We start from the raw sequence: 26,738 nt of genomic DNA on the forward strand, positions 1-26,738 counted from the left end.
AATCGTGGAGAGCGGCTACAAGGAATCCTGTGGAGAGTTTGAGGTACGAATAAATAAAAAAGAAAATTATGCTTTGGTATCATTTAAAATTATCCGTTTTACGCCTGCTTAAGAATAGAGCTTTTTCTGCAACCAACATACTGGGTCTCAGCATTGGAATTGCTTCCTTTTTTGTCTTGTTCATTCATGTGCAAAACGAAAAAAGCTACGATAAGCATATCAACGATCATCAGAATATTTACAGGGTAATTTCTACCCCATCGCACATAGATGATCCATGGGCTAGAAGTTTAGGATTTATAAAGGAAGCCTCTTCCAATTTTCCGGAAGTAGAAGACGCAACACAATTTTCACATTGTCCAGTAGGAACCATTAAAATACATGAACAAATCGTATCACAAAAGGATATTTTATCGGTCGATACCAATTTCATGAACCTATTTGGTATTGAAAGCCTTATTGGTAACCTATCTGAAATTACAAAACCCAATGTTGCCTTTATTTCAGAACGATTTGCAAAAAAATATTTTGAAAATAAAAACCCAATCGGACAATACATTGATGTTGAGCGCTTGCAATACGGTAGAGACTTTGGGAAATATGAAATTATTGGTATCGTTAAAAACACACCCATCAAAACTCATTTTAATTGCGAAATTCTACTTTCTCAAAAAGGCTCCCTTGAAGAACGTTATACCTCTTTAACAGAAAGAAAAACTCAATGGGTTTACAACTACCTAAAATTGAAAAAAGGAGTTTCGCCTTCCATTGTTGAAGAAAAAATCCTCAATACATTCAATAATTCAAGCTTTAGACAAACCCGAGGACCTAAAGATTACAAATTCAAGCTTGTAAAGCTTACCGATATTCACTTAAAATCCAATTTCAGATTTGAATTAAAAGAAAGCAACACAAAAATAAACATCAATTTATTCACAATAGTTGCCCTGGTTATATTACTAATTTCACTAATCAATTTTGTTAGCTTAATCACAGTAAACCTCTTCAAAAGGTCAAAAGAATTTGGACTGAAATCATCAATCGGAGCTCACAGAAAACACTTATTGACTCAGGTTCTTATTGAAGTACTTCTTCTTTGTTTCTTATCAGTCATCATCTCCTTATTTCTGATTGAAATAATAACACCTTACATTAATAATTTCTATGAAATTCAATTCGATGTTTTCTATTCCGAACCGATAATTTATACGGCAGCATTGGCTGTTCTACTATTTAGTGGGATTTTAAGTATTCTTTTTGTGCGCTTTTTTATTTTAAACAATAATTCAACCAGTGATATTATTAAAGGCCACACATCTTTAAGTGGCAGGCACATTTTACAACCATTAATGATTTTTCAAATCATGATCGTAATTGTGCTCATTTCATCTGCAATTTTGGTCAACAAACAAATCTCATACCTGCTCGATAAACCTCTTGGCTTTGCAAAAAACAATATTGTTGTTCTTAAGCTGACCGATTTTTCGAAAGACCCCAATGTATTTGCCAATGAGCTAAGAAAAAAATCACTCATCGAGTCAGTTGGGTTCACTATGCAACATTTTGGATATCCCACACAAACCATTTCACTGGAAGGTTTTGGGATTGAAGGAACCGCTGAAATGTCGATGGCTAATTATGATTTTTTGAAAACCATGAACATTCCATTTATTCATAACTACATCAATATTTCAAAAGATACTATCGAAGGAATGGTGATCAACGAACACCTGTACAAAAGATTGATGGAAAAACACCAAACTCTTGAGGATATGAATTCATACCGATCAGGAATACCTTTGGAGGCTGATCAGAGAAGAGTTGATATCATAGGAGTTGTGGCAGATTTCAATTATAGTTCTGCACACGATCAAATTGGCGACTATATTTTCATTATTGATGAATCCCGAAGCAGAGGCAGATTTATTCATGTTAGAGTATCTCTAGGGAATATAAGAACAGCAATGAGCAGTATTCAGGAAGAGTGGCAAAAACACTATCCCAACCAAAAAATGGACTACTTCTTTATGGATGATAAAATTGCACAGCAATACAAATCGGAGAACATTCTTAAACGAATTTTAATGAGTTTCTCTATCCTTGGCATTATCATCGGAATACTCGGAATTAGTGCACTCTCCTATTTTACCTCCGAACAACGAACCAAAGAAATAGGCATCCGTAAGGCAAATGGCGCTAAAACTCGCGAAATCATAACAATGCTAAACAAAGGATTTGCAAAATGGGTCGCTATTGCCTTCGTTTTGGCCTGCCCCATTGCCTGGTATGCCATGCACAAATGGCTCGAAAATTTTGCCTACAAAACAGAACTCAGCTGGTGGATATTTGCCTTGGCAGGATTAATAGCCATGGGAATTGCACTGCTTACGGTTTCGTTTCAATCCTGGAGAGCGGCAACAAGGAATCCTGTGGAGAGTTTGAGGTACGAATAATAACTATAATCCCTGAATAAAAGAAGATCTTAAAAATAGAGTATTTATAACACAGACAGTTACATGTTAAGTATTAAACTGATTATACGCCAACTGTTACGTAGCCGTAATATAAGTTTCTTTAAACTCCTTTCTTTAGTGATTGGGTTTACGGTTTCGTTTCTCATTTTTACACATATAGCCTATCAATTTACCTATGATGATTTTCATGCAGATGGTGATCAAATTTATCGTATTGGTTGTTTGTGGAACAATGATGGAATGGTAGATGATTCGCCTATCATCATTGCTCCTTTGGCAACAGCTTTAAAGGACAATATTCCTGAAATAGAAAACTATGCCTTGATAAAGAATTGTGGCAAAATGAGTTTCTCAACTATTGAAAATCATTTTTCCGAAACCTGTATCTACGCAGATTCAACTTTCTTTAACTTTTTTAGTTTTCCGATAATTAAGAAATCAACAAAATATGAATTGAGAGGCGCACACACTGTGATGATTTCAGAAAGTGTTTCGAAGAGATTTTTTGGAGATAAAGAAGCCGTGGGACAGCTAATCTATGATTCTAATAATAAAGCTTATCAGGTGGAGGGTGTTTTTGCAAATATTCCATCAAACAGTCATCTACAGTTTGATATTGCAATTTCATTTGAAACAATACGTGCAGAAAAAAAGTACTACACGGGTTGGGATGGTGGCGATAGTTTCACTGGCTACATCAAAACAATTCCTAATGCAAAGATTGCTGATATCGAATCAAAAATACCCAAAGTTATTGGTAAATATCTTGACACAAGTAAGGATGAAACCAGCAATCAAACTGAAACTTTCTATTTTCAAGAGTTGAAGGACGTTAACATTCGATATGATATCTACAAGAAGAATATCTTGATGATTTTGACCGCAGTAGGTGGTATTATTATTATCATCTCAGTTTTGAACTATGTTTTACTTTCTTTATCGTCTTTTCAAAAGAATTTATCTAAGCTCGGTGTTCAACAGTGTTTTGGAGCATCTAAAAAACAAATTATAAGCACTGTGGCTGCAGAGCATATCGGCTTTGTGGCTTTTGCGGTGCTGACTTCTATTGTCTTATTAGCTCCCTTATCAAAATTCACGAGTCATTACTTGAACTGGACCAACCCAATTGATTTTAACAGCTATTCTATATTCTTTGTGAGTGTTATTATTTGTCTGGGACTTTTGCTTTCTGTTGGCTTGCCCATATTAAAGCTATATAGACTTAAGTTTCAATTAATGAATACTAAGACGGATAGCAGCATCGAATCAAAGGGAAAAAAAATACTACTAACTGCACAAATGACAGGTGTAATTACTTTGCTTATTATGCTTTTGTTTGTTTTTCGTCAGTTACAACATATCGAGCATATCGATATGGGATATCGAACAAAAGGGTTGGCTTACATTGAGATGACTGGCGATGAAGCTAGAAAGAATTGTACGAAACTTTTGGATGAGTTAAGAAAGCAGTCTTTTGTAAATGATGTTAGTGCTTCAACCGATCTTCTTTTAAATTGGTTGAGTGGCAATAGTTATACGATACCAAGTGAAAGAGATAAGTATCATATCAGCCGTTTTCTTCATGTCGATCGATACTTTTTCAAGGCTCTAGAAATGAAAATGGCAAAAGGCATGGACTTCTCCTCATTTTCAGAGAATGATCAACAAATTGTTGTTATCAACCAAAAGTTGGCTGAGCAGATGAATTGGGATAATCCTGTAGGCAAAACAATTATTGATAATAATGATAAAGAGTTTAGAGTTGTAGGAGTAACATGTGATTTTGTAATGGCTTCGGCACATGTGGAAAACATGCCGTGTGTTTTTTACAAACTACCAGAGCAGTACATACCTCAACATGCTAATTATATTACAATTAATCTCAATAAAAATACGACATCACAACAATTAGATGATCTAAAGAATTTGCTGACTGTTATATCCCCAGATTATCCACTAAATCTATCCTTTTATGATATTCGTTTAGCACATCGATATGAAACGGAGAGGGAATTGCGAAAATCAATTTCCCTATTTAGTTTACTTGCTATCATTCTTGCAATAATAAGTCTTGTAGGATATATATCTCACGAAATTAATTTACGGACCAAAGAAATTGGTATCCGAAAAGTAAACGGAGCCAAAACATTTGAAGTAATCCATCTGTTGAATGTCAATTTCTTGACTTGGATTGCAATAGCCTTCATAATTGCATGCCCCGTATCCTGGTATGCTGTTAGCCTGTGGCTCGAGAATTTTGCCTACAAAACAGAACTCAGCTGGTGGATATTTGCCTTGGCAGGATTAATAGCCATGGGAATTGCATTGCTGACGGTTTCGTTTCAATCGTGGAGAGCGGCTACAAGGAATCCTGTGGAGAGTTTGAGGTACGAATAAAAAATAATTACAGATCACCTATCAAAAATATAAAACAACATGAATCTATCCTTTTTTGCCTATCTGTTTAAAAGTGCTTTAAAGTTTATTTTTACGGATAAAAAAATTCTTTTCATTAAGATTTTTGGTCTAACAATAAGTCTTGCAGTCTCTTTACTCATTTTTAGCTACGTTTATTTTGAACGAAGCTTTGATCAGTTTCATGAGAATTCTGAAAATATTTATCGGGTTGAAAGTAACTTTTACGAAGGAGATGAACTTACTGCGCAATGGGGAACAAGTTCCTTTGGTTACGCCTCCGCCATGAAGGAAAACATGCCAGGAATAGAGAACTTTACAAGAATTGGCATCTATGAACAGAAGGGGGTTGTAAACTATGTGAATACCGACATTCTCTTTCGCGAAACCAAAATTACTTACTGTGAATCTTCCTTTTTTGAACTGTTTTCATTTAAACTTTTAAAGGGAAACCCTGCCACAGCACTCAGCGAAAGAGGAAAGGTTGTCATTACTGAAGAAATAGCAGAAAAATACTTCGGTAAAGAAAATCCTGTTGGCAAGCTGTTAAAATTTCGATGTCCGAGACGGGAGTTCGAATGTATCGTAAGTGGTGCTATTCAAAACTTCCCAAACAACTCGCATATCAAAATTGATTTCCTTGTGTCTTATCTCACCTTACCAAAGTGGGCACAAGAAACCTGGTATTTGCACGAGGCGTATTCTTATCTGCAATTGGCTCCTGGTACAAATCCAAATGATTTGGAAGCAGCATTCCCAAAAATGTCCGATAAATACAAGTCAAAAAAAGCTTTGCAAAACAAAATATGGGGCATTGATCTTAAGCCACTTGAAAACATTCACCTTAGCCCGCAAAAACTATACGAAAAAGAAGACAAAGCAAATAAAACCTCTTTAAATTCGCTATTTCTAATCGGAATAGCCATTCTATTAATTGCAATTATTAATCTAATAAACATTACAACTGCAAGTGCTTTAAAAAGAGCAAAAGAAGTAAGTCTCCGTAAGGTTTTTGGTGGGTATAAAAAACACCTGATTGCCCAATTTATGATGGAAACTTTTATCGTAAACTCAATCGCCATACTCTTAAGTTTACTCATCCTATTGGGAACTAAAAATATGTTCATCGCCTTTTTCGATAAAAATATCGATCTAAATTTATTTCTACTCCCATCGTTTTGGTTGAAACTACTTTTTGCGTTCATTATTGGCATTATCATTTCCGGAATATATCCATCCTTACTCCTTTCATCTTTTAATCCTACAAGTGCTTTAAGAGGTAAGTTATCTCACTCAAAAGCATCTGTATCAATCAGAAAATCGCTAGTTGTAATCCAATTCATGCTTACAATTACAATTATTATTGGGGTAATTGGAATCTCGAAACAAATCGTATACATGACCAATCAGGAATTGGGTATCGATATCAACAGCAAACTTGTAATTGAGTATCCCGGCATGACCGAAGACAGAAACACTAAGGTCGAAAACTTTAGTAAGGAAATAAAGAAGATTCCAGGAATAGAAAATGTAACTGTATCCAGTTCGGTTCCTGGAGTTGAAGCAGGATACTTTTTTGCCAACAGACGAGTTGAAGATCCCAACGGAACACAGACCTATGAAATGATTGCTTCCGATGACGAATTTATCTCAACCTACAATATTGATGTAATTGCAGGCAGGGACTACATTAGGGACTCAAAAGCCGAAGCATTCAATATACTTGTGAACAAGCAGGGAGCTAAAACTTTTGGTTTTCAAACAATAGAAAATGCTGTTGGATCAAAAATTTTGCTGGAAGGACAAAATACTCCTTACGAAATCATTGGGGTCGTTAAAAATTTCCATCAGCAATCGCTAAAAAAAGCATTTCCTCCAATCGTAATTTTTCAACATCAACAAATTAATTGGATTCCTTTAAGTTCCATTAGTATCAAATTTGGAAAGAATAACATTTCACTCCTAACAAACAAAATTAATTCAATTTGGAACAAACACTTTCCGGAAAGCACTTTTGACAGCTTCTTTTTAGATGAATTTTACGCAAAACAGTATCGACCGGAAAAAAAATTCCTGAGTATCCTAATTTGCTTTGCCATACTTTCAATTATAGTCGCCTTACTTGGCTTGTGGAGTTTAGCAATTTATGATAATAGCCTGCGAATTAAAGAAATTGGTGTCCGAAAAGTAAATGGAGCCAAAACAGCTGAGGTTCTGCTAATGATTAACAAAGATTTTTTAAAATGGGTCATTATTTCATTTATATTAGCCTGTCCAACAGCCTACTTAATAATGAACAGATGGCTAACTAATTTCGCTTACCGCACCGAATTATCATGGTGGATTTTCGCCATCGCAGGACTTTTTGCAATTTTAATCGCAGTAGGCACAGTCACCATTCAATCGTGGCGGGCCGCTACGAGAAATCCTGTGGAGAGTTTGAGGTATGAATAAACTGAATGTAGCAAGACTTAAAAGTGAAATGCAATAACAAAATTAACGAAACTATTAAAAAAAAAGAATATGGATCTTCCTCTAAACCTGACGTTAGCAATCCGAAATATCTTCAAGAAGAAGACACAATCGATAATAAGTATTTTAGGATTGGGCATTGGTGTAGGCTGTGTCTTTCTTTTGATGCTGCTTTACATCCATGAAAACTCATTCAATGGCTCCATACCAAACGAGCAATTAATCTACAGAGTGTTGCAAGGCAACGATTGTCGTACGTCATTCCCATTGGCAAATACAATTAAAGATGAAATTCCTTTGGTTGATAATTATTTTAGATATTATCAAACCGCCGATATTGAACTAAAAGATTCCCGCAATGAAATTCAACAAGATCATCGGTTTGCTTTTGCGGATGCCAGCATTTTTGATTGTCTTGGTATTCAGTTTATACAGGGAAAACCGGCCCAAACAAAATCAGATGTTTGTATCTCTCAAGCAATCGCAAAAAAATACTTTAACAGCACCGAAGTCTGCAATCAGTTTCTAAAAATTAAGCTAAACAATCAATTTATATCCTTACGGATTACGGGTATTTTCAAAAATTTCCCAGCCAATTCTACTTTTAATGCCAATTTCATTGCCGACATTGATTTAACACAAGAAGTGCTCAGTCACAATCAGAAAATGTACGGGCATTACGGACAAGAGAACGAAGAGTTTAAAGATTGGAATCACTTTCCGTTTCATAGCTACCTGCTCCTGAATCCAAAAGCAAATCCAGAAGCGATTGTTCACAATATCCAAAACTATAAAGAACGTACCAATCACGAGCAGCGTAAAACGATGGATTTTAGTTTGCAGCCAATTACCGATATCTACTTAAAATCAGCTGAGGTTAACGGAGATACATTTACGCCTGCAGGAAATTCGAAGCAGTTAATCTATTTTTTGGCCATTGCCTTGTTTATTTTACTCATCGCAATTGTCAATTACATTTTTCTTACCAAAGCAAAAATTGGTGTGCGATTAAAAGAGTTGGGAACCCAAAAAGCATTGGGAGCCTCAAGTGTTTCCATCAAAAAACAAATCTTACTCGAGTCAAATCTAATTTCCTTCATTAGCCTTGTTCCCGCTTTTTTCATTCTTGCTCTTGGTATTCCTTTTTTGAATGCAACTCTTGACCGAAGTTTGAGTTTCGAATTATTTTCGATGTGGCAGGTATGGTCCTTGTTGATTATCATTATTTTGCTTACCGGTTCTGTTGCAGGAATGGCCATTGGTATTCATGTTTCCAAAGTTTCAACCGTGCTGCTGCTTTTAGGTAAAGTTTCACAAACACCAAAAATAAAATCATGGAACAACTCCTTTCTGAGTTTGCATTTTACCATATTTATTGTTTTGATTATTGGTGTTATTACCGTAAAAAAACAGCTTCATTATGCTCAAACCGGGTCCCAAAACATTAATCCCGAAAATATAATTATCTGCGAATTAAACTCTCCTGAATTAAGCAATCAGTTTAATGTAATACAAACCGAAGTGGGCAAAATCCCCGGGGTTATGAATTCTGCCGGGTCTTCTTTTATTCCCCCCTTTAATAACTTTCTTCCTGTAAATTTGCAATACGAAAATGAAAGAATTCAATTTGACGGATTGATTATGGGTGAGGGCATGATCGAACTTCTAGAGCTTACTATTATGGAAGGAGAAAGTTTTGGAAACTTCCGCACCGATCAAACGGAAATGATTTTTAATGAGTCGGCAGCCAAGAAATATAATCTGAAAGCAGGTGAAATATTTAATGGATGCTATGTAAAAGGAATCGTAAAAGATTTTAATGCTCACTCTTTGAGACGAATGATTCAACCCATGGTTATTCTTCAACAAGACCCTAAAAAAATGAGTCTGTTTGCCATCAAAACAACAGGCAAAAATGATAAGACAATTACAGAGTCTGTTCAAAAAATATTTAAAGAGATTTCTCCAGATAAAATGGTAAGAGTCTATTCTCTTTCGGATCAGATTACAGAATTCTACCAAACAGAACAACAACAGGCAAAACTAATCAGTGCCTTCTCCCTGCTTGCAATTGTGCTTTCGGTAATGGGATTATTAGGAATGGTACTTAACACCATCTCCATAAAAACAAAAGAAATCGGTATCCGAAAAGTGAACGGAGCTAAAACCTACGAAATAATAAGCATGCTAAACAAAGAATTTGCAAAATGGATAGTCATCGCATTTCTTATTGCATGCCCCATAGCCTTTTACGTTATGAACAAATGGCTCGAAAACTTTGCCTACAAAACAGAACTTTCATGGTGGATTTTTGCCTTGGCAGGGATTATCGCCATAGGAATTACTCTACTAACGGTTTCTTTTCAGTCGTGGAGAGTGGCAACAAGAAATCCGGTGGAATCGCTTCGTTATGAGTAAATACTATTAAAAATCCCCGGGTTAAAACCCGAGGCAAAGAATATTTCCAAATGTGACAGATAAACTTTCGTATTAAAAACAAAAAAATAATAAAAACCTCACAAATCACTTTGCCCTCTGCTTTAGCTGGGGCAATTGAACAGCTCAAAATCCCTAAACAAAATAAATGATCAAATACTTACTTACAAATCCTCTGGCTAAAGCCAAAGGCAATGGATGAATAATCATTGCTATGAACAATATCATTTGTCCCCTGCTTTAGCTGGGGCAATCACATTAAAAATCCCCGGGTTAAAACCCGAGGCAATGGATATTACTATATGTAATTTGGAAAACCATGTCAGTAAATAAAAAAAAGAGCTTTTGAAAATCCTTTATACGATCATCAAAAGCTCTAAAGACTGAATCCAATATTCATTACTAATTTTTAATTATTCATTTCTACTTAGTTTATACCAGGTAATATCATCACCCTGATAATTGAATTTTTCCACCAACTGCAAACCTAACTTGTCCAATACACGTTGCGATTTCAGATTGCTAAGCAAGGTCATGCTGTAAATTTCGGGAATTTTCACTTCGGTAAAAGCATATTCAATAGCCGCCTTCGTAGCTTCGGTGATGTATCCTTTTCCCCAATACTTGCGCAACAATCTAAATTTCAGATTATAAAAATTACTATGACCATTCTGGTTTTCCTTTTCAAATTTAAAACCAGTCCAGCCAATAAAATTCCCCGATTCCTTTTCAATAATTGCCCAACGACCAATGCCATTTTTTTTGTACTGTTCCTGAATCGATTCAATCATCTTTTTACTTTGCTCAATATTACGAATTGGCTTACGTCCTAAAAATTTATAAACCTCAGCATCGGAATCCATTTCAAACATGCTTTCGGCATCGGTTGGCAATATTTCCCGTAGATATAATCTTTCTGTTTCAATCAATATTTTCATTCTTAGCTCTCCTTTGTACATTACAAAAAATCAATATTTTTAATCTCGCACATATCCATCAAATGTGCAAATTTTTTTCACTTAAAATTCTTATTTAGACTAAATTATAACATTTAAGTAAGTTTCAATTCATATTCCACACTCAACCTAGGATATCTGCCCCTTGAATTATTCGATGTTTGAAAATAAAACTTTCTGAAATTTAAAGCCACCACTTCGAGCACTTAGTGGTTAGAAAACAAAAAAAGCGACAGTTCTTTCGAACCATCGCTTCATATCGCTTTCTAATTTGTAATTACTATTTCGTAATTAGTAATTTATTAAACATGTCTTAGAATATCTTCCAAATTCTCAAATTTGGTTTTGTAATCATTCATCGACCGGATAATTACTTCGTGAGCTTCTTCAACACCATAAACATGTGTAATTTCAGCTTCGCTTTCCAAACCTGGCATATCCTTATAGGTCAAGAAATAATGTTTTAAACGACCTACAACCACATCCGAACAATCCGAAATATCCTGATATGAACCATAAGTAGCATCATTCATCAAAACAGCAATAATCTTATCATCGGCCTCTTTTCCGTCAATCATTCGAAAACCACCAATCGGGCGAACCTCCGCAATAATATCACCGTGCGATATCACTTTTTCAGTCAAAATACAAATATCCAAAGGATCCAAATCACCCTGAACATTTTCCTTACCCGATTTTTCGCTGCAGAATTCTCCAACCGATTTTCCACAATAAGTTTGTGGTAAAAATCCATACAAAGCAGGAACTACATTCGAATATTTCTGAGGACGATCAATCTTTAAATAACCACTCGTTTTGTCCACTTCATACTTAACCGTATCAGTAGGAACCATTTCAATAAAAGCCATTACCGAATTCGGCGCATTGTCTCCAACATCTATTCCATGCCATGGATGCGACTTGTAACGCAATCCCAATAATCTTGCGATAGGATCATTCAATTTGTTTCCCATAGTAGGTTTTTCTTTTTAAGCTACGTTTTTTAGCACAACGATCTTAATATTTAGGTAAAGCAAATGTAAGAAAACAATATAAAAAACAACCTATTCGTCTTTTTCTTTTCCCTTAAATCTGAGAAATGAGTGTTTATCGCCATACTAATGTGGGGGTTTCCTCCTTTTAGTCGGCCGGGCTTTTCGTTCCAAGTCCTCGCCATCCCCCCCACCTGCCAAATATGCCTGCGGGCTTTCCTCTTCAATCCCTAACCCATCCCTGCCCCAAATTTCCATTTCAATTGTTTTTATGGCATCCACAATTTATATCATCAAACAAAAACGCACACGCCATGGCATGACCCTACAAATAATCAATCAAAACAGATTGGTTCAATGCAATTACCAATCTATTTGGTAACACCGTAGGGATACGACATGTCGTATCCTTTAGGACATGTCGTATCCTTTAGGACATTTAGAGGTATCAATTACCTCCGATTTTAACACGGCCCAACAAAAACAAATCCTCTGCCTAAAGCCAAAAACAAAAAATCGCAGCTCCTGCTGATTTGCAATCAGCAGGTTTCGAGTTGGGGATCTGCGATCCCATTTCACCAGATTATATTCTCCCATCCCTACTAAATTCAGGTCAATTCCCTAAAAGTCCATTCCCATTTGCAGGAGACTGGTTTGAACACTTCAACATGCATTCCCGCGTGAAGGCAATGTGCTCCGAATCAGCTAAACTGCCTTCCCAAATTCGGGAACCCACTACCAAATGCTCCAAGGCCGATTCCCAACTTCGGGAACACGGTCTGGAGGCTTCCCGACAGACGGCCCTCTTGCGGGAAGCTGCTTCGAAGGCTTCCGAGCCTGTTCCCAAAAAAAGGAGCGTAGTTTGAATCATTCAAACTACGCTCCTGCTGCAGGCAATGCATTTCTGTCAGTGAAAACTTAATTTGCCCTTTCTACAAAGCTTCCGCTTCACTAATAACCTCTTCAATTATTTTTCTCCTTCCACCCGATGGCTTTGGAAACAGACGATTGGCATGGTTCTTTCCAAATAATTTCACGGCATCCAAATAATTAAATTCGTACTGCTCACGCAAAGCAGCCTGAGCCAACTGCTCCTGGGCAAAAGCAGTATTCTCATCCGAAACAGCCTCTTGGTGTGATGCTATCGCCTGCCGCGATGCATCAATTGCAGTGCGTAAAATTTTAACATGACTAAGCAAAGCGTGTTCCTCGCCTAAAGATTGCAGACGAACCAATAACTGATCGGCCTTATCTACCTCCTTACTAAAAGAAGCATCGGTGATACTCGATGGTGGCCCATCGGGAAATAACATCTCAAATACCGATCGACCCGGATTACTTCTATCGTATTGTTTTGCACTATCAGCCAAATTTTTAATGCTATCATCTAAAATACCATCGTGCAGTACAATACCATCGTAGGCAGAATAGCGCAACTTTACTTTTTCAAAACGATAATTGACTTTAATTTGCAGGTCTTCAATTTTTGGTTCGATGTTTCGAGCCAAACTTTTGGCTCCCTTAGTTTGCTGGCACAAACGTACATGTCTTTCACTATAACTAATGTGCGATTCGGAGGACATCTTGTCCCGTAATAATGTTGCCATAATTTAAATACTTAAAGGTTATTTTATTACAATTTAATTGATAATTATTCAATCCATTTAAAATAGCCGATCTCAGCTCTCCACCTTCAGGAAATACTCCTTCTGCAACACTCCATTCACCACTCAATCAATCGCTTTACATCCTTTTTTAGGATCGGATCAATAAATATAAAACAATACATATGATAAACAATCTGTTTTTTAGATTAATTATGCGGTAAAATACACTTTTTTTTATTTGCACATCTAGAAACATAGCATGTCTGCAATTTATTCAACACAATTACCAATCTATTCGTCAATGCCGCAGGCATACGACATGTCCTATCCGCAATTCAGATCTTCGCATTCAACGCAATCCAAAATTACAAACCACAAAAAATGCACACACCATGGCATGACCCTACGCAATTCAATCAAAACACATTCGTTCAAAACAATTTCCAATCTCATTCGGTAATGCTGTAGGGATACGACATGTCGTATCCACAATTCCAATCATCGCATTCAACAGAATCCGAAATTACAAACCACAAAAAAAGGTCACGCCATGGCATGACATTACGCAATTCAATCAAAACACATTCGTTCAAAACAATTTCCAATCTCATTCGTCAATGCCGCAGACATACGACATGTCCTATCCACAATTCAGCTCATCGCATTCAAGGCAATCCGAAATTACAAACCACAAAAAAAGCACAAGCCACGGAATGACCCTACAAACATTCACTCAAAACACATTGGTTCAATGCAATTACCAATCTATTTGGTAACGCCGTAGGGATACGACATGTCCTATCCACAATTCATATCATCACATTCACGCAATTTCTAACCAACAAAAAAAGTCACGCCATGGCATGACCCTACGCAATTCAATCAAAACACATTCGTTCAATGCAATTACCAATCTATTTGGTAACGCCGTAGGGATACGACATGTCGTATCCGCAATTCAGATCATCGCATTCAACAGAATCCGAAATTACAAACCACAAAAAATGCACACACCATGACATGACCCTACGCAATTCAATCAAAACACATTCGTTCAAAACAATTTCCAATCTCATTCGGTAATGCTGTAGGGATACGACATGTCGTATCCACAATTCCGATCATCGCATTCACGCAATTTCTAACCAACAAAAAACGCACAAGCCATGGCATGACCCTACAAATATTCAATCAAAACAAATTGATTCAATACAATTACCAATCTATTTGGTAATGCCGTAGGGATACGACATGTCGTATCCGCATTTCACATGATCACATTCACGCAATTTCTAACCAACAAAAAAAGTCACGCCATGGCATGACCCTACAAATATTCAATCAAAACACATTGGTTCAATGCAATTACCAATCTATTTGGTAACGCCTTAGGGATACGACATAACGTATCCACAATTCAGATCATCACATTCAACGCAATCCGAAATTACAAACCACAAAAAACGCACAAGCCATGGCATGACCCTACAAATATTCAATCAAAACAAATTGATTCAATACAATTACCAATCTATTTAGTAACACCGTAGGGATACGACATGTCGTATCCGAATTCATATCATCAAATTCCAAAACATCAAACAAAAAACGCACACGATATGGCATTACCCTACAATCAATAATTGAATGCAAAATATCCCGTAGGGATTATATGTTTATAGGAAATGATGGTGAGGAAATCGTACGACTCCTTCGGAGTCGAATCATGCAGGCTGATTCTCCTGCTATAGACATATGAATCCGAAGGATTCAAATTAAAAGATCATTATCCTTAAGAATCCTATCAATCAAAGAATTCATCTTTTCCTTAATCAAAAAACACCCTATAATATATACTAACACACTTAGAGAACTTAATAGCAACAAACCAAAAACCAATGAATACCCAAAATAAAACCACGCAATAAATCCAACCACAACTCCAAACAAAACTGACATAAATAGGAGGTACTCCAAATTTATTTTCCACGAAATTTTAATTTCATTAGAAGACTTTTCTGAGAAATAAATTTCTCCCTCCCGTAACAATTTCATGGCATCGCTTTTATTCTCACCTAAATCAGTGGAATTTTTTCTGATATTTTTGAAACAAATTTTATTAGCATGTATTTCTGAACGGACATTCATCCTATCCAAGTACCCAATCACAGAATTGTTCAATCTCTCGCAATTAGCCAAATAATCACCACTAACAATGAGACTCTTTCTTAAATACAAAAACATATAATTAATAATTAGCTTACGAGAATTTACAAATTGCCTCGGGTTTTAACCCAAGCTAATAAAAATCCTCTGCCTTAAGCCAGAGGCAAAGAATAGCAGCTCCTGCTGATTTGCAAGCCGCAGGTTTCGAGCTGGGGATCTGTGATCCCTATTTTATTAAATAGATAGGAAATCCGGATATTTAACTCGTGTGACAAGCACTATTGCAATAGTTACAACCATTCACTTGGTTATAGGATTTTTTAGCTTCTTTCATTGCATCACGACAATTATTGAAATGTCCCAAATATTTCCTATTTTCAGAACTGGGAAGATAAGAACAACTAGATTTATGAACTTCATGATCCCCATTTGATTGTGCATTAATATTCACATAGTATTCTCCTGAAAATGTCTCTGAAGAAGTATTATCAAATAAAGAATTGTTCAATAAATACTCTCTTAACTCTTTTCCAAATTCTGTAAAAGTAAAACGATTACTGCCATCATCAAATTCCTTTTCTATAGTAATTAAATCTGCTAACAGTAGCTCGTCTGAATCCTTATCTAATTCTCGTACTCCTTTCTTCAAAATTTCAATACTAAAATCATTAAATAAATTGATAAGATCTTTGTCTCTAAGTATTTTCTTTATTCTTTTAGCATATTTCCCTTGAAAATTATCTTGATCTTTATCTAAATTATCCGGTAAACTTGATGAATTACCTTTTTCTATTACTTCATCAGCTTTCTTTTGTAAATCAGCTATCCCAATAGCAGATAAATCACTCTCATGAAGCGAATTATTTATCAAAGCATTGTTTAACTTCTCTTGTAAGTCATCTATTATTTTCTGTTTATCTTTAAGTTTATTATCTAGGTCATCAACTTTATTCTGATTATGTAATTTTGCTTCTAGCTCATCATCATACCTTTTCTGAATACTCTCTGTTGCTTTTACTTGGTTATCAAATTTTTCTTTTTGAACAATCTTATAAGGAGCAACCAGTCTTGTCCCCCATGGTTTAAGTATATCATCTGATGCTAAAACAATTAAACGAGTCAAATTTATTAAAATATAGGTGAAAAGTAGTACTCCAATTGCCCATAGTATACACCATAAAAGATTTATAATAAAAGGCCAAGGCTCCAAAAGAGTACCAATAAAATTAAGCCTTGCACCAGGTAATTTAGTTTTCTCAAAAGTAAAAACCGTATAAATAAATTTATAATTATGGAATAACCAAACAATAATGAGGGTTCCAAAAAACGGATTTGTTATTTTAGAATTGATATTATCTTTAAAGGAAACAAAAAGTTCTTTAACCATAGCCAGTTTTTTTTTTGATTTTGCAATTCCAAATATAACAATATATCTACTAAACAAATAAAAATTCTGGCAACTGTTCGTAACACAAAACTAAAGCCACGAAAACTGTGGCTTTTAATTTAGAGTCAACTGATCAACACATTAACTCGTGTGACAAGCTTTAGAGCAATAGTAACAACCGTTCGCTTGGTTGTAGGTTTTCTTTGCTTCAGTAACTGCATCTTTACAATTAGTGAAATAACCTAAATCCTTCCTGTTTTCAGGATTAGGAAGATAAGAGCATCCAGACTCATGCACTTCATGATCTCCGTTTGCTTGGGCATTTTTATTCACATAGTAACTAGCCATGTTTTTAAATATTTAATAGTTTTTCCATTCAAGTTTATAGGTCTGAATAGTTCACCTTCATTTAATAAGTAGTACCAAAAAGTCCCCTTTAGGGGATTTAGGGGTTAATACATGAAAAGGTCACGCCATGGCATGACCCTACAAATATTATTAATTCTTAATTTCTAATTACCTCTCACCCTCCCCAACCATCGCGATCTAAACTGCGGTATTGAATGGCTTCGGCCAGGTGGTCGGTTTCGATGTTTTCAGAGCCTTCCAAGTCGGCAATGGTGCGCGAAACTTTTAAAATTCTATCGTAAGCACGAGCCGAAAGACCAACCTTTTCCATGGCGGTTTTTAGCAGTTGGTTGCCTTCCTCGTTTGGCAGACAATGTTTTCGCAACAATTTCGAACTCATCTGCGCATTGCAATGAACGCCATCGTGTTCCTCAAATCGCTTCTCTTGAACTTGTCGGGCTTTTTCAACCCGCAGCCTAACCAATTCGCTCTTTTCCGACAAGCGCTGATCCGATATTTTATCGAAAGAAACGGGAACTACCTCAATGTGAATGTCAATGCGATCCAAAAGCGGACCGCTAATTTTACTCAGGTATTTTTGCACCATTCCCGGGCCACACAGGCAATCTTTATCGGGGTGGTTGTAGTAGCCGCACGGACAAGGATTCATGGAAGCAATCAGCATGGTGCTGGCAGGGTATTCAATGGTACATTTAGCTCTCGATATGGTGATTGTTCTGTCCTCCAAAGGTTGACGCATTACCTCCAGCACGGTTCGTCTGAATTCGGGCAACTCATCTAAAAACAGCACTCCATTGTGCGCTAAAGATATTTCACCAGGCATCGGAAATGTTCCTCCACCGACTAAAGCGACGTCCGAAATTGTATGATGGGGACTTCGAAACGGCCTTTGCGTCATCAGGGCACTGTTCTTTTCCAAGGTGCCGGCCACCGAGTGTATTTTTGTTGTTTCCAATGCTTCCTGCAGTGTTAGCGGAGGCAAAATGCCTGATATTCGTTTGGCCAGCATGGTTTTTCCAGCTCCGGGAGGTCCAATCATAATAATATTGTGTCCGCCAGCTGCAGCAATCTCCAAAGCCCGTTTCACATTCTCCTGCCCCTTTACATCGGCAAAATCGTGAGGAAAATTATTTAAGTGCGCATAAAACTCAGCTCGCGTATCCACTTCGGTTGGCGGAATTACCAAATCGCCTTTCAAAAATTCGATTACCTCTTTAATATTGTCGGCTCCAATCACTTTTAACTTGTCAACGACAGCCGCTTCCCGTGCATTCGCTTTGGGTAAAATTAATCCTTCAAAACCTTCTTCTCTCGCCTGAATAGCCATGGGCAAAACGCCTTTTATGGGAACCAAACTGCCATCGAGCGAGAGTTCGCCCATAATAATGTAATTACCGAGCACCTCACAATTTATTTGCTCGGTTGCTGTCAGTATTCCTATCGCCAAAGGCAAATCGTAAGCCGATCCTTCTTTTCGAATATCGGCAGGAGCCATATTAATGATGATCTTTTTACCGGGAATCTTGTAACCAACCTCGCGCAAGGCTGAATCGATTCGCTGCTGACTTTCCTTTACGGCATTATCGGGCAATCCGACCAGAGAAAAGCGAACCCCGGGAAAAACATTCACCTCTATTGTAATTGTAGTGGCATGAATACCATACACCGCACTTCCGTAGGTTTTAACAAGCATATTTATGAGATTTTACTAAATAACAAAAACGATTCATGAATGTAACAATAATATCACAAACAGCAATAACATAATTCAGATTATGCAATCACTCCCCTATCCTAATAGGAGCACAAAAAAAAAGGATGCCATTTCGACACCCTTTTATATGCTTTGTTTAAGCATCTTATTATACCATTTTAATACAATGCCGATAGATGTTTGACAATCAATATCATCCCGGCAGCTACTGGGATTGCGCAGATAGGATTCTTTCAAATACCAATCGGTTTTATTTGTTTAAAACTGAGGCAAAGCCAATCTCAAATCTAAGGCCTCACGTCTTATGCACCTCATAAAATGCTTCAACTATTATCTGACCTATTTCCTCGTATCGTATTTTAGAAATCATCTTGGCGTCTTTGTGACTTAGCGTTGAATTAAATTCCTACAGAGCTATTTCATTTTTGCTTCGATGTATTGAATCAGACAATGAATCACTTTTATATGAATTTCCTGCACCCGATCAGAATATTTTTCCCAAGGCACCCGAATTTCAACATCGCAAAGAGCGGCCATTTCTCCACCCGACTTCCCAGTTAAACCAACAACAATTAGTCCTTTTTCTTTGGCTGCCTTTACTGCATTTATAATATTTGCCGAATTTCCTGAGGTACTAATTCCCAAAAAAACATCTCCCTTTTGACCCATTCCTTCCACATATCTCGAAAAAATATAATCGAAACCATAATCGTTTGCCACGCAGGTAATATGACTCGGATCTGAAATGGCTACGGCAGGCATCGAAGGTCTGTCATCTCGAAAACGACCCGTTAATTCCTCGGCAAAATGCATTGCATCGCACATAGAACCACCATTACCGCAAGAAATAATCTTTCCTCCGTTTTGCAATGCTTTTACCATTGCATCTCCGGCATTTTCAATAGCAGAAAAATTAGCTTCGTTTGAAATAAATTCATTCAAAACTTTTTGTGCATCCAAAAAACTTTCTTTTATATCGTTTATAATCATCTTATTCAAATTTTATTCAAAAGTATAAAAAAAAGAGCAATGAGATTTACGATATCAGATTTGAGATTCACTCAAGGCTCAAGTTTTATATTATTTTAAGATACCACAGGCTTTTTGACCATTCGACTTTTAGACTTTTTAAACCCCATCCAAAACTCTTCCCTACTTTTTTAGTAAGTTTATCTTATAAAATCCTAATCTCTTTCACTCATGGGTACCACAAAAGATCGTCTTTACGAAATAATATTTGAGGCTGATACCAAAGCTGGAAAAATATTTGATGTTTCTCTGCTTGTTGTCATCCTTCTTAGCATCCTTTTAGTTGTGCTCGAAAGTGTGCCTTCCATCGAAAGAGATTATCACTATTTCCTAAAGATTTCGGAATGGCTAATTACGGGTATCTTCTCTCTCGAATACATTTTTCGAATTTGGATCATTCAAAAACCCAAATCCTATATTTTCAGCTTTTATGGCATTATCGATTTACTCTCGGTTCTCCCAACCTATTTAGGTTTATTTTTGGCTGGATCACACGGTTTCATGGTTATTAGAGCTTTACGCCTACTTCGGATTTTCCGAATTTTAAAACTTAATAGATATGTCAAAGAGGGAGCCATTATTGTTCGCGCCCTTCGTCAAAGCAGAATTAAAATATCTGTCTTTCTTTTTGCTGTTCTTACCTTGGTAATCATTATTGGAACCATAATGTATTTAATAGAAGGCGGCGAAAATGGATTCACCAGCATTCCCCGTGGAATTTATTGGGCAGTTGTCACCCTTACAACCGTAGGTTACGGAGATATTTCCCCAACAACATCCCTTGGCCAGTTTTTTGCCAGCTTTGTGATGATTATCGGTTATGCCATTATAGCGGTTCCAACAGGAATTGTTACTGCCGAACTCACCAAACAATCTACAAAAACCACATCCACTCAGGTTTGTCCATATTGTTTGGCCGACGATCATGTCGAAGAGGCCTTATTCTGCAACAAGTGTGGCAAAAAACTAAACTAACATCAGTACTAACAACAATAAAAAAAAACACACTTAAGTCCTTAGAAGCAAATCTTTTTTTAGGATATTTTAACTAGTAGTAATCAAGTTTACAGAAGAAAGAATCCAGAAAAAATGGGTATATTTGTGAGTCTTTTTTAGACAAAAAGTATTGCTTGTACTGATTCTTTTGCATTCTGACAATAGATTTTTTAATTTGATTCGCAAAAGCATCTGAATTATACCTACAACATTACACTTATAACTGGTATAAAACATTTTATCATGGGATTTACAAGTTTTTTTAATAAACCTGAACACAAAAAATTTAATATTCAACCCAGATATTGGGATCCTAATAAAGAAGAAAGAGATGATCGAGAAAAAAGGATTCGCGGTGAAATGGGTTTAAGGGATGAAAATGAAACCTACATACCCAACATAAAAGGACGAATGAAAACTCAGCTACGTCATGGTCACTCAGACTCTAGCGGCGTCAGAAACAAATCGAACATTCGATTGTTAATTATCTTTGTCTTGCTTGCAATTGCAGCATACTTATACATTTATGGATGGGATGGAGTCATTTAAATTTCTCCTTGTCTATATTTATTATTGTCTTTTTTCGGAATTTCTGAAATCAGACAATTTAAATTTTACAAAACACGTTATACCATTTGTAAATAGTTTGGGCTGTTTATAGCTCAGCGAATAGAACGGTATAATGCCGATATATAATTTGTTAGCTATTAGAAGCGAAAAATGGCTCAGACAAATTAATAATCGATATTACTAGAAAGTTAAACTTTAGAAGTAGAAATTTATATGTCGGATTTGATACAGATTCTACCTGATAATGTAGCCAATCAAATTGCTGCAGGTGAGGTAGTTCAGAGACCAGCTTCAGTTGTGAAAGAGCTTGTGGAGAATGCCATTGATGCTGGAGGTAGCTCTATAAAAATCAACTTGAAAGATGCCGGAAGAACTCTAATTCAGGTTATTGATAACGGATGTGGTATGTCCGCTACCGATGCGCGACTGGCTTTTGAGCGACATGCAACTTCGAAAATTCGAAAAGCAAAAGATCTGTTTGCAATTCGAACCATGGGTTTTCGTGGCGAAGCACTCGCCTCTATTGCGGCCATTGCAAATGTTGAATTGAAAACGAAACGAACCGAAGACGAATTAGGAACTCATATTGTTATTAGTGGTTCCGAAGAAGTTTCTCAGGAAGTATCGGCTTGCAGCGATGGAAGTAATTTCATTGTCAAAAATCTTTTTTATAATGTTCCTGCTCGTCGCAAATTCTTAAAAGCCAATTCTACTGAGCTTCGTAATATCATTACCGAATTTCATCGAATCGTACTTTCTCATCCTGCAATTACCTTTCAACTTCTTCATAACGATGTCGAAATTTACAACCTCTCGGCAAGTCATATTCGCCAACGAATCATTAATGTGTTTGGCAAAGGCATGAACCAAAGGTTGATCAGCATAAATACAGGCACCAGCATTGTAAACCTGACTGGTTTTATCGGCAAGCCAAAAAATGCGAAAAGAAATTTAGGGGAACAATTCTTTTTTGTGAACAACCGCTATATGCGACACCCTTATTTTCACAAAGCAATTATGCAGGCTTACGATAAAATATTGCCGCCTGAAACCATACCACCTTATTTTATCTTTTTTGAGGTCGATCCTCAAATTATCGATATTAATATTCATCCGACCAAAACTGAAATTAAGTTTGAGGACGAAAGAGCGATCTACCAAATCATTCAAGCATCCATTCGCGAGGCTTTGGGGAAATTTAATATTGTGCCTTCCATCGATTTTGATGAAGACAACAGCTTAGAGATTCCAGTGGCAGGCAGTAATGCTGATAATGCTGAGATTGCAGCTCCAATGATCAAAGTGAATCCTGAATTCAACCCTTTCGAAGCAGATTTGAACTACAACCCTTTTGATGGGGAGAAGAGCTACAATCCGTTCGACGAGGAGCGCAGATCTTTTGAATCGAATCAATTCTATCAGGAATTTAAGGCGAAGACACCACCTCCACAAAGTGTAAGTCCCAAAAAGGCAGTCCCTGAAAAATGGGAAACTTTATATGAAGAACCCTCAAAAAGAGAATCTGAAGCGAAATTGAGCCAAGCGGCAATCGATCGGGAAAATATTCCAGATTATTTTCAGCCACAAAAGCCATCGGAAGAATTTATTCAAAAGAAATTACAACCTCAGGAACAAATTCAGAAAGCGAAGAACTTTTTTCAGCTGAAAAACAAATACATACTTACACCAATTCGCTCTGGCCTCATGATCATTGATCAGCGTAAGGCGCATGAACGAATTTTATTTGAAAAATTTATCAATTCGCTGGAAAATCATCAGGGAATTGCTCAACAAACATTATTCCCCCAAACCATAGAACTTAACGCTTCGGATTATACTCTTTTGCAGGTGATAATTGAAGATGTGAGAGCCTTGGGATTTGATATTCGTGAATTTGGGAAAAAGACCTTTGTTATTAACGGCACACCAGCCGACATTATTAATTGTGAACCAAAGGAACTGGTTGAGAATCTTTTGGCGAATTACAAGTCGAACCAAATGGATGTGAAACTAAAAATTCGTGAGAATTTGGCCAAATCACTGGCAAAAGCCTCTGCATTAAACTATGGAAAAACTCTATCTAATGAGGAAATGAGCTCCATAATCGATCAGCTTTTTGCTTGCGCTACGCCCAATTTCACACCCGATGGAAAAGCAATCATTTCGGTTCTTGAATCTCAGGAACTCGAAAGCAGGTTTAAATAAAGTGACAATCTGTCTTAGATTTGTTAATCGAAGGCACAAATCATAAATTGGTCTAACTATTGTTAGCTAAAACAAAATATTAAAATAAATTCGAATGAGTCAATTTAGATCTTCTCTCCTAAATCTCCCTCCGGTTGTAAAAAACCTGATCATTATAAATGTTTTAGTCCTACTCGCAACCATGGTAATTGGCGACCGATTTGGCTTTAGCATGGATAACCTTTTTGCTCTGCACCAACCTGCATCAGAATATTTCAGACCGCACCAGTTCATTACGCATATGTTTATGCATGGTGGAATAGGTCATCTATTTTTTAATATGTTTGCCCTGTTCATGTTTGGCCGTGTACTGGAAGAGGTATGGGGACCAAAAAGATTCCTGCTTTACTATATGATAACTGGACTTGGAGCTGCTGCGCTTCACACTTTTGTAGGATGGCTTGACTATTCCTCAATGAAAGATGCAGCCAATGCTTTTGCAAATACTCCATCTCCCGATTTAATGCTGCAATTTATTCGTGACCACATGGGGCCAGTTAAACCTTGGGTAACCGATTTTGTAAACAACTGGGCCGAAAATCCAAGCAATGCCTTCGATAGACAAAAGGCAATTGCAATGGTAAACCAAATGATCACGGAAAACATAAATGTTCCAACCATTGGAGCTTCTGGAGCCGTATTTGGAATTCTGTTGGCTTTTGGTATGCTATTCCCAAACACAGAATTAATGCTTTTATTCCCTCCTATTCCTATTAAAGCAAAGTACTTCGTAATTGGTTACGGTGCTATTGAATTATTTATGGGAGTTCAGCAACAGAGTGGCGATAACATTGCCCATTTTGCCCATTTAGGAGGAATGCTTTTTGGTTTTATCCTGATAAAATATTGGCAAAAAAATTCAAACCGATTTTATTAATAATTTAATGATTGATATTTCATGAGCATGAATTTCAACAATCCATATCAGTCTTATTCCCAGCAAAACATTTGGGATGGAATTAAAGACTCATTTAAAGAAGGAAGTAATTTAACAAGACTAATTTACATCAACTTTGGTGTTTTTCTGATTGTTAAAATCGTGGGTGTCTTAACTTTTCTTTTTAATCTTGAAACCTCACAAGTTCCCTTCCTTGTTCACTGGTTATCGGTGCCTGCACAAACAAATGAATTATTGAGCAGACCTTGGACAGTGTTTACCTACATGTTTTTACATGAAGGATTTTTGCACATACTAATGAACATGCTATGGTTATTCTGGTTTGGCCGGATTTTCCTAAGCTATTTGGATCAGAAAAAGCTGGTAAGTGTTTATTTGATTGGTGGCTTAACGGGTGCAGCAACATATATTTTTGCTTATAATTTATTCCCTGTTTTTGAAAGCGTACGATTCGGATCGTATGCACTCGGAGCTTCCGCTTCGGTTATGGCTGTGGTTTTGGCAACAGTAATTTACGCGCCGAACCACGTTGTCCGTCTAATGTTTATTGGATCGGTTAAAATAAAACACATTGCCTTATTCTTTATTGCTACTGATATTTTAAGTATTCCTATCGGGAATGCCGGCGGTCATCTTGCGCATTTAGGTGGCGCATTTTATGGTTGGCTATTCATTAGTCAGCTGCGGAAAGGGAAAGATATTTCGACTGGTTTTAACTCATTAATGGATTCGTTTTTTGGTCTTTTTAAACGCCGTAAAATGAAAGTGAGCTATAAGAACACCCAGAAAATGGACGATAAAGAATACAACAAGTCAAAAAAACAAAACCAGGAACACTTGGATGGAATTCTAGAGAAAATTGCAAAATCGGGATACGATAGCTTAAGCAAAGAAGAAAAAGAAATACTTTTTAAATCAAGCAACCAGAAGTAATAATTTGAAGAACTTTCTACACAAATCACTTGTAATTTTCAGCCTGATATTTTCTGGCTCGCTTTTGATTTCCTATCTGGCGGCACATATTAATCCTGATAGTTTCTGGCCCCCTGCCTTTTGGGGACTGGCTTATCCTTACTTGTTGGTTATTAATATCTTATTTGTTATTTACTGGATGATGAGAAGACGTTGGAGCTTTCTGATTCCTCTTATTGCAATTCTTATTGGCTATCAGTCTTTTGCCAATTTCATTCAATTTAACGTCTCTGATAAATCTGAGATTAGTGAAAATTCAATTAATGTACTGAGCTATAATGTTCGCTCCTTTGATATTTACGAATGGACCAAAGATCCAAAAACACCTAACAAGATCATTCAGCTCACCAAAGATCTTAAGGCAGGAATCATTTGTTTTCAAGAATTCAGAACAACCGAATCAGGTTTGCTTTCGATCTCCAATTTGAAAAAAGAATTTGGCGCAAAAAATTCGATTCGGAGTAAGCATGGCACCGGCGTGGCAATTTTCTCACGATATCCAATTATTAATCAAGGAGAGATCAATTTTAAGAAAGGAAATTTGTGCAGTGCTGTTTTTGCTGATGTTCAAATTGGAAAAAAAACACTTCGAGTTTATAATCTTCATTTACAGTCGAACCGTTTTATTGGTAAAAATTACGAGTTCATCAACAAAAAAGAATTTAAAGCCGATGAACAGGAATTAAATGAGATCAAAGACATTTCTTTCCGATTGCGTTATGCATTTGTTCGAAGAGCTAAACAAGCTAAGATTATTCGGGCACATATGGATAGCTCACCTCATCCGACAATTGTTTGCGGCGATTTTAACGACACGCCACAATCATTTACCTATAAAACCTTAGGTGATGATTTTAGTGACTGTTTTAGAGATAAAGGATTCGGAATCAGCACAACTTATGTTGGTGATTTCCCTTCATTTAGAATTGATTACATTCTTCATGATGAGCATACACTTTGTAACGGGTATCAGAGAATCAAAAAACAATATTCTGATCATTTCCCCATCCTTTCCAAACTCTCGTTTGTTAAAGAATAAGT

Annotated in this window: 18 protein-coding genes; 10 read left to right on the forward strand and 8 right to left on the reverse strand. The window is 36.6% G+C overall.

What is annotated here, in order from left to right; translation table 11 throughout:
* The first annotated feature begins 68 nt into the window (after nucleotides 1-68).
* The 4 genes from ALGA_RS06955 to ALGA_RS06970 all read left to right on the forward strand — a co-directional run bounded on the left by ALGA_RS06955 (nucleotide 69) and on the right by ALGA_RS06970 (nucleotide 9,779).
* Nucleotides 69-2,453: an ABC transporter permease gene (locus tag ALGA_RS06955; protein WP_096428640.1), complete on the forward strand. Its 2,385-nt coding sequence runs from the start codon at nucleotides 69-71 to the stop codon at nucleotides 2,451-2,453.
* A gap of 63 nt (nucleotides 2,454-2,516) precedes the next feature.
* Nucleotides 2,517-4,871: an ABC transporter permease gene (locus ALGA_RS06960; protein ID WP_096428641.1), complete on the forward strand. Its 2,355-nt coding sequence runs from the start codon at nucleotides 2,517-2,519 to the stop codon at nucleotides 4,869-4,871.
* Nucleotides 4,872-4,910: 39 nt separating this feature from the next.
* Nucleotides 4,911-7,343: an ABC transporter permease gene (locus tag ALGA_RS06965; RefSeq protein ID WP_096428642.1), complete on the forward strand. Its 2,433-nt coding sequence runs from the start codon at nucleotides 4,911-4,913 to the stop codon at nucleotides 7,341-7,343.
* 69 nt (nucleotides 7,344-7,412) lie between these two features.
* On the forward strand, nucleotides 7,413-9,779 hold the full coding sequence (locus tag ALGA_RS06970) for an ABC transporter permease (protein WP_096428643.1): 2,367 nt from the start codon (nucleotides 7,413-7,415) through the stop codon (nucleotides 9,777-9,779).
* Nucleotides 9,780-10,210: 431 nt separating this feature from the next.
* Here the strand turns inward: ALGA_RS06970 and ALGA_RS06975 are convergent, their stop codons facing one another.
* The 8 genes from ALGA_RS06975 to lpcA form a co-directional block, all read right to left on the reverse strand.
* Nucleotides 10,211-10,735, reverse strand: a complete 525-nt coding sequence (locus tag ALGA_RS06975; protein WP_096433482.1) for a GNAT family N-acetyltransferase — start codon at nucleotides 10,733-10,735, stop codon at nucleotides 10,211-10,213.
* Between the two features lie 320 nt (nucleotides 10,736-11,055).
* Entirely contained in the window at nucleotides 11,056-11,727 is a 672-nt protein-coding gene (locus ALGA_RS06980) for an inorganic pyrophosphatase (RefSeq protein ID WP_096428644.1), read from the reverse strand.
* 950 nt (nucleotides 11,728-12,677) lie between these two features.
* The gene (locus ALGA_RS06990; RefSeq protein WP_145957579.1) at nucleotides 12,678-13,352 is read right to left on the reverse strand and encodes a hypothetical protein; all 675 of its coding nucleotides are present in this window, start codon (nucleotides 13,350-13,352) and stop codon (nucleotides 12,678-12,680) included.
* Between the two features lie 914 nt (nucleotides 13,353-14,266).
* Entirely contained in the window at nucleotides 14,267-14,428 is a 162-nt protein-coding gene (locus tag ALGA_RS22925; protein ID WP_153244840.1) for a hypothetical protein, read from the reverse strand.
* Nucleotides 14,429-15,777: 1,349 nt separating this feature from the next.
* Entirely contained in the window at nucleotides 15,778-16,905 is a 1,128-nt protein-coding gene (locus tag ALGA_RS23345; protein ID WP_231706079.1) for a hypothetical protein, read from the reverse strand.
* A 141-nt stretch (nucleotides 16,906-17,046) separates the two neighbouring features.
* Nucleotides 17,047-17,253, reverse strand: coding sequence for a hypothetical protein (locus tag ALGA_RS07005; RefSeq protein ID WP_096428648.1), 207 nt, complete (start codon nucleotides 17,251-17,253; stop codon nucleotides 17,047-17,049).
* 175 nt (nucleotides 17,254-17,428) lie between these two features.
* The gene (locus ALGA_RS07010; protein ID WP_096428649.1) at nucleotides 17,429-18,967 is read right to left on the reverse strand and encodes a YifB family Mg chelatase-like AAA ATPase; all 1,539 of its coding nucleotides are present in this window, start codon (nucleotides 18,965-18,967) and stop codon (nucleotides 17,429-17,431) included.
* Between the two features lie 435 nt (nucleotides 18,968-19,402).
* The gene (gene lpcA, locus ALGA_RS07015) at nucleotides 19,403-19,978 is read right to left on the reverse strand and encodes a D-sedoheptulose 7-phosphate isomerase (protein WP_096428650.1); all 576 of its coding nucleotides are present in this window, start codon (nucleotides 19,976-19,978) and stop codon (nucleotides 19,403-19,405) included.
* Nucleotides 19,979-20,188: 210 nt separating this feature from the next.
* Here lpcA and ALGA_RS07020 point away from each other — a divergent pair, with 210 nt between their 5' ends.
* The 6 genes from ALGA_RS07020 to ALGA_RS07045 all read left to right on the forward strand — a co-directional run bounded on the left by ALGA_RS07020 (nucleotide 20,189) and on the right by ALGA_RS07045 (nucleotide 26,736).
* Nucleotides 20,189-20,992: an ion transporter gene (locus tag ALGA_RS07020; protein WP_096428651.1), complete on the forward strand. Its 804-nt coding sequence runs from the start codon at nucleotides 20,189-20,191 to the stop codon at nucleotides 20,990-20,992.
* Between the two features lie 264 nt (nucleotides 20,993-21,256).
* Nucleotides 21,257-21,562, forward strand: coding sequence for a hypothetical protein (locus ALGA_RS07025; RefSeq protein ID WP_096428652.1), 306 nt, complete (start codon nucleotides 21,257-21,259; stop codon nucleotides 21,560-21,562).
* A gap of 234 nt (nucleotides 21,563-21,796) precedes the next feature.
* Entirely contained in the window at nucleotides 21,797-23,788 is a 1,992-nt protein-coding gene (mutL, locus tag ALGA_RS07030) for a DNA mismatch repair endonuclease MutL (protein WP_096428653.1), read from the forward strand.
* Between the two features lie 94 nt (nucleotides 23,789-23,882).
* The gene (locus ALGA_RS07035; protein ID WP_096428654.1) at nucleotides 23,883-24,704 is read left to right on the forward strand and encodes a rhomboid family intramembrane serine protease; all 822 of its coding nucleotides are present in this window, start codon (nucleotides 23,883-23,885) and stop codon (nucleotides 24,702-24,704) included.
* Between the two features lie 21 nt (nucleotides 24,705-24,725).
* Nucleotides 24,726-25,658: a rhomboid family protein gene (locus ALGA_RS07040; RefSeq protein ID WP_231706081.1), complete on the forward strand. Its 933-nt coding sequence runs from the start codon at nucleotides 24,726-24,728 to the stop codon at nucleotides 25,656-25,658.
* 4 nt (nucleotides 25,659-25,662) lie between these two features.
* Nucleotides 25,663-26,736 (forward strand): endonuclease/exonuclease/phosphatase family protein, encoded by a 1,074-nt coding sequence (locus ALGA_RS07045; RefSeq protein WP_096428655.1) that lies wholly within the window; start codon nucleotides 25,663-25,665, stop codon nucleotides 26,734-26,736.
* Nucleotides 26,737-26,738 lie beyond the last annotated feature (2 nt).

Source organism: Labilibaculum antarcticum (genome assembly GCF_002356295.1).
In the GTDB taxonomy this organism is placed as follows: Bacteria; Bacteroidota; Bacteroidia; order Bacteroidales; family Marinifilaceae; genus Labilibaculum; species Labilibaculum antarcticum.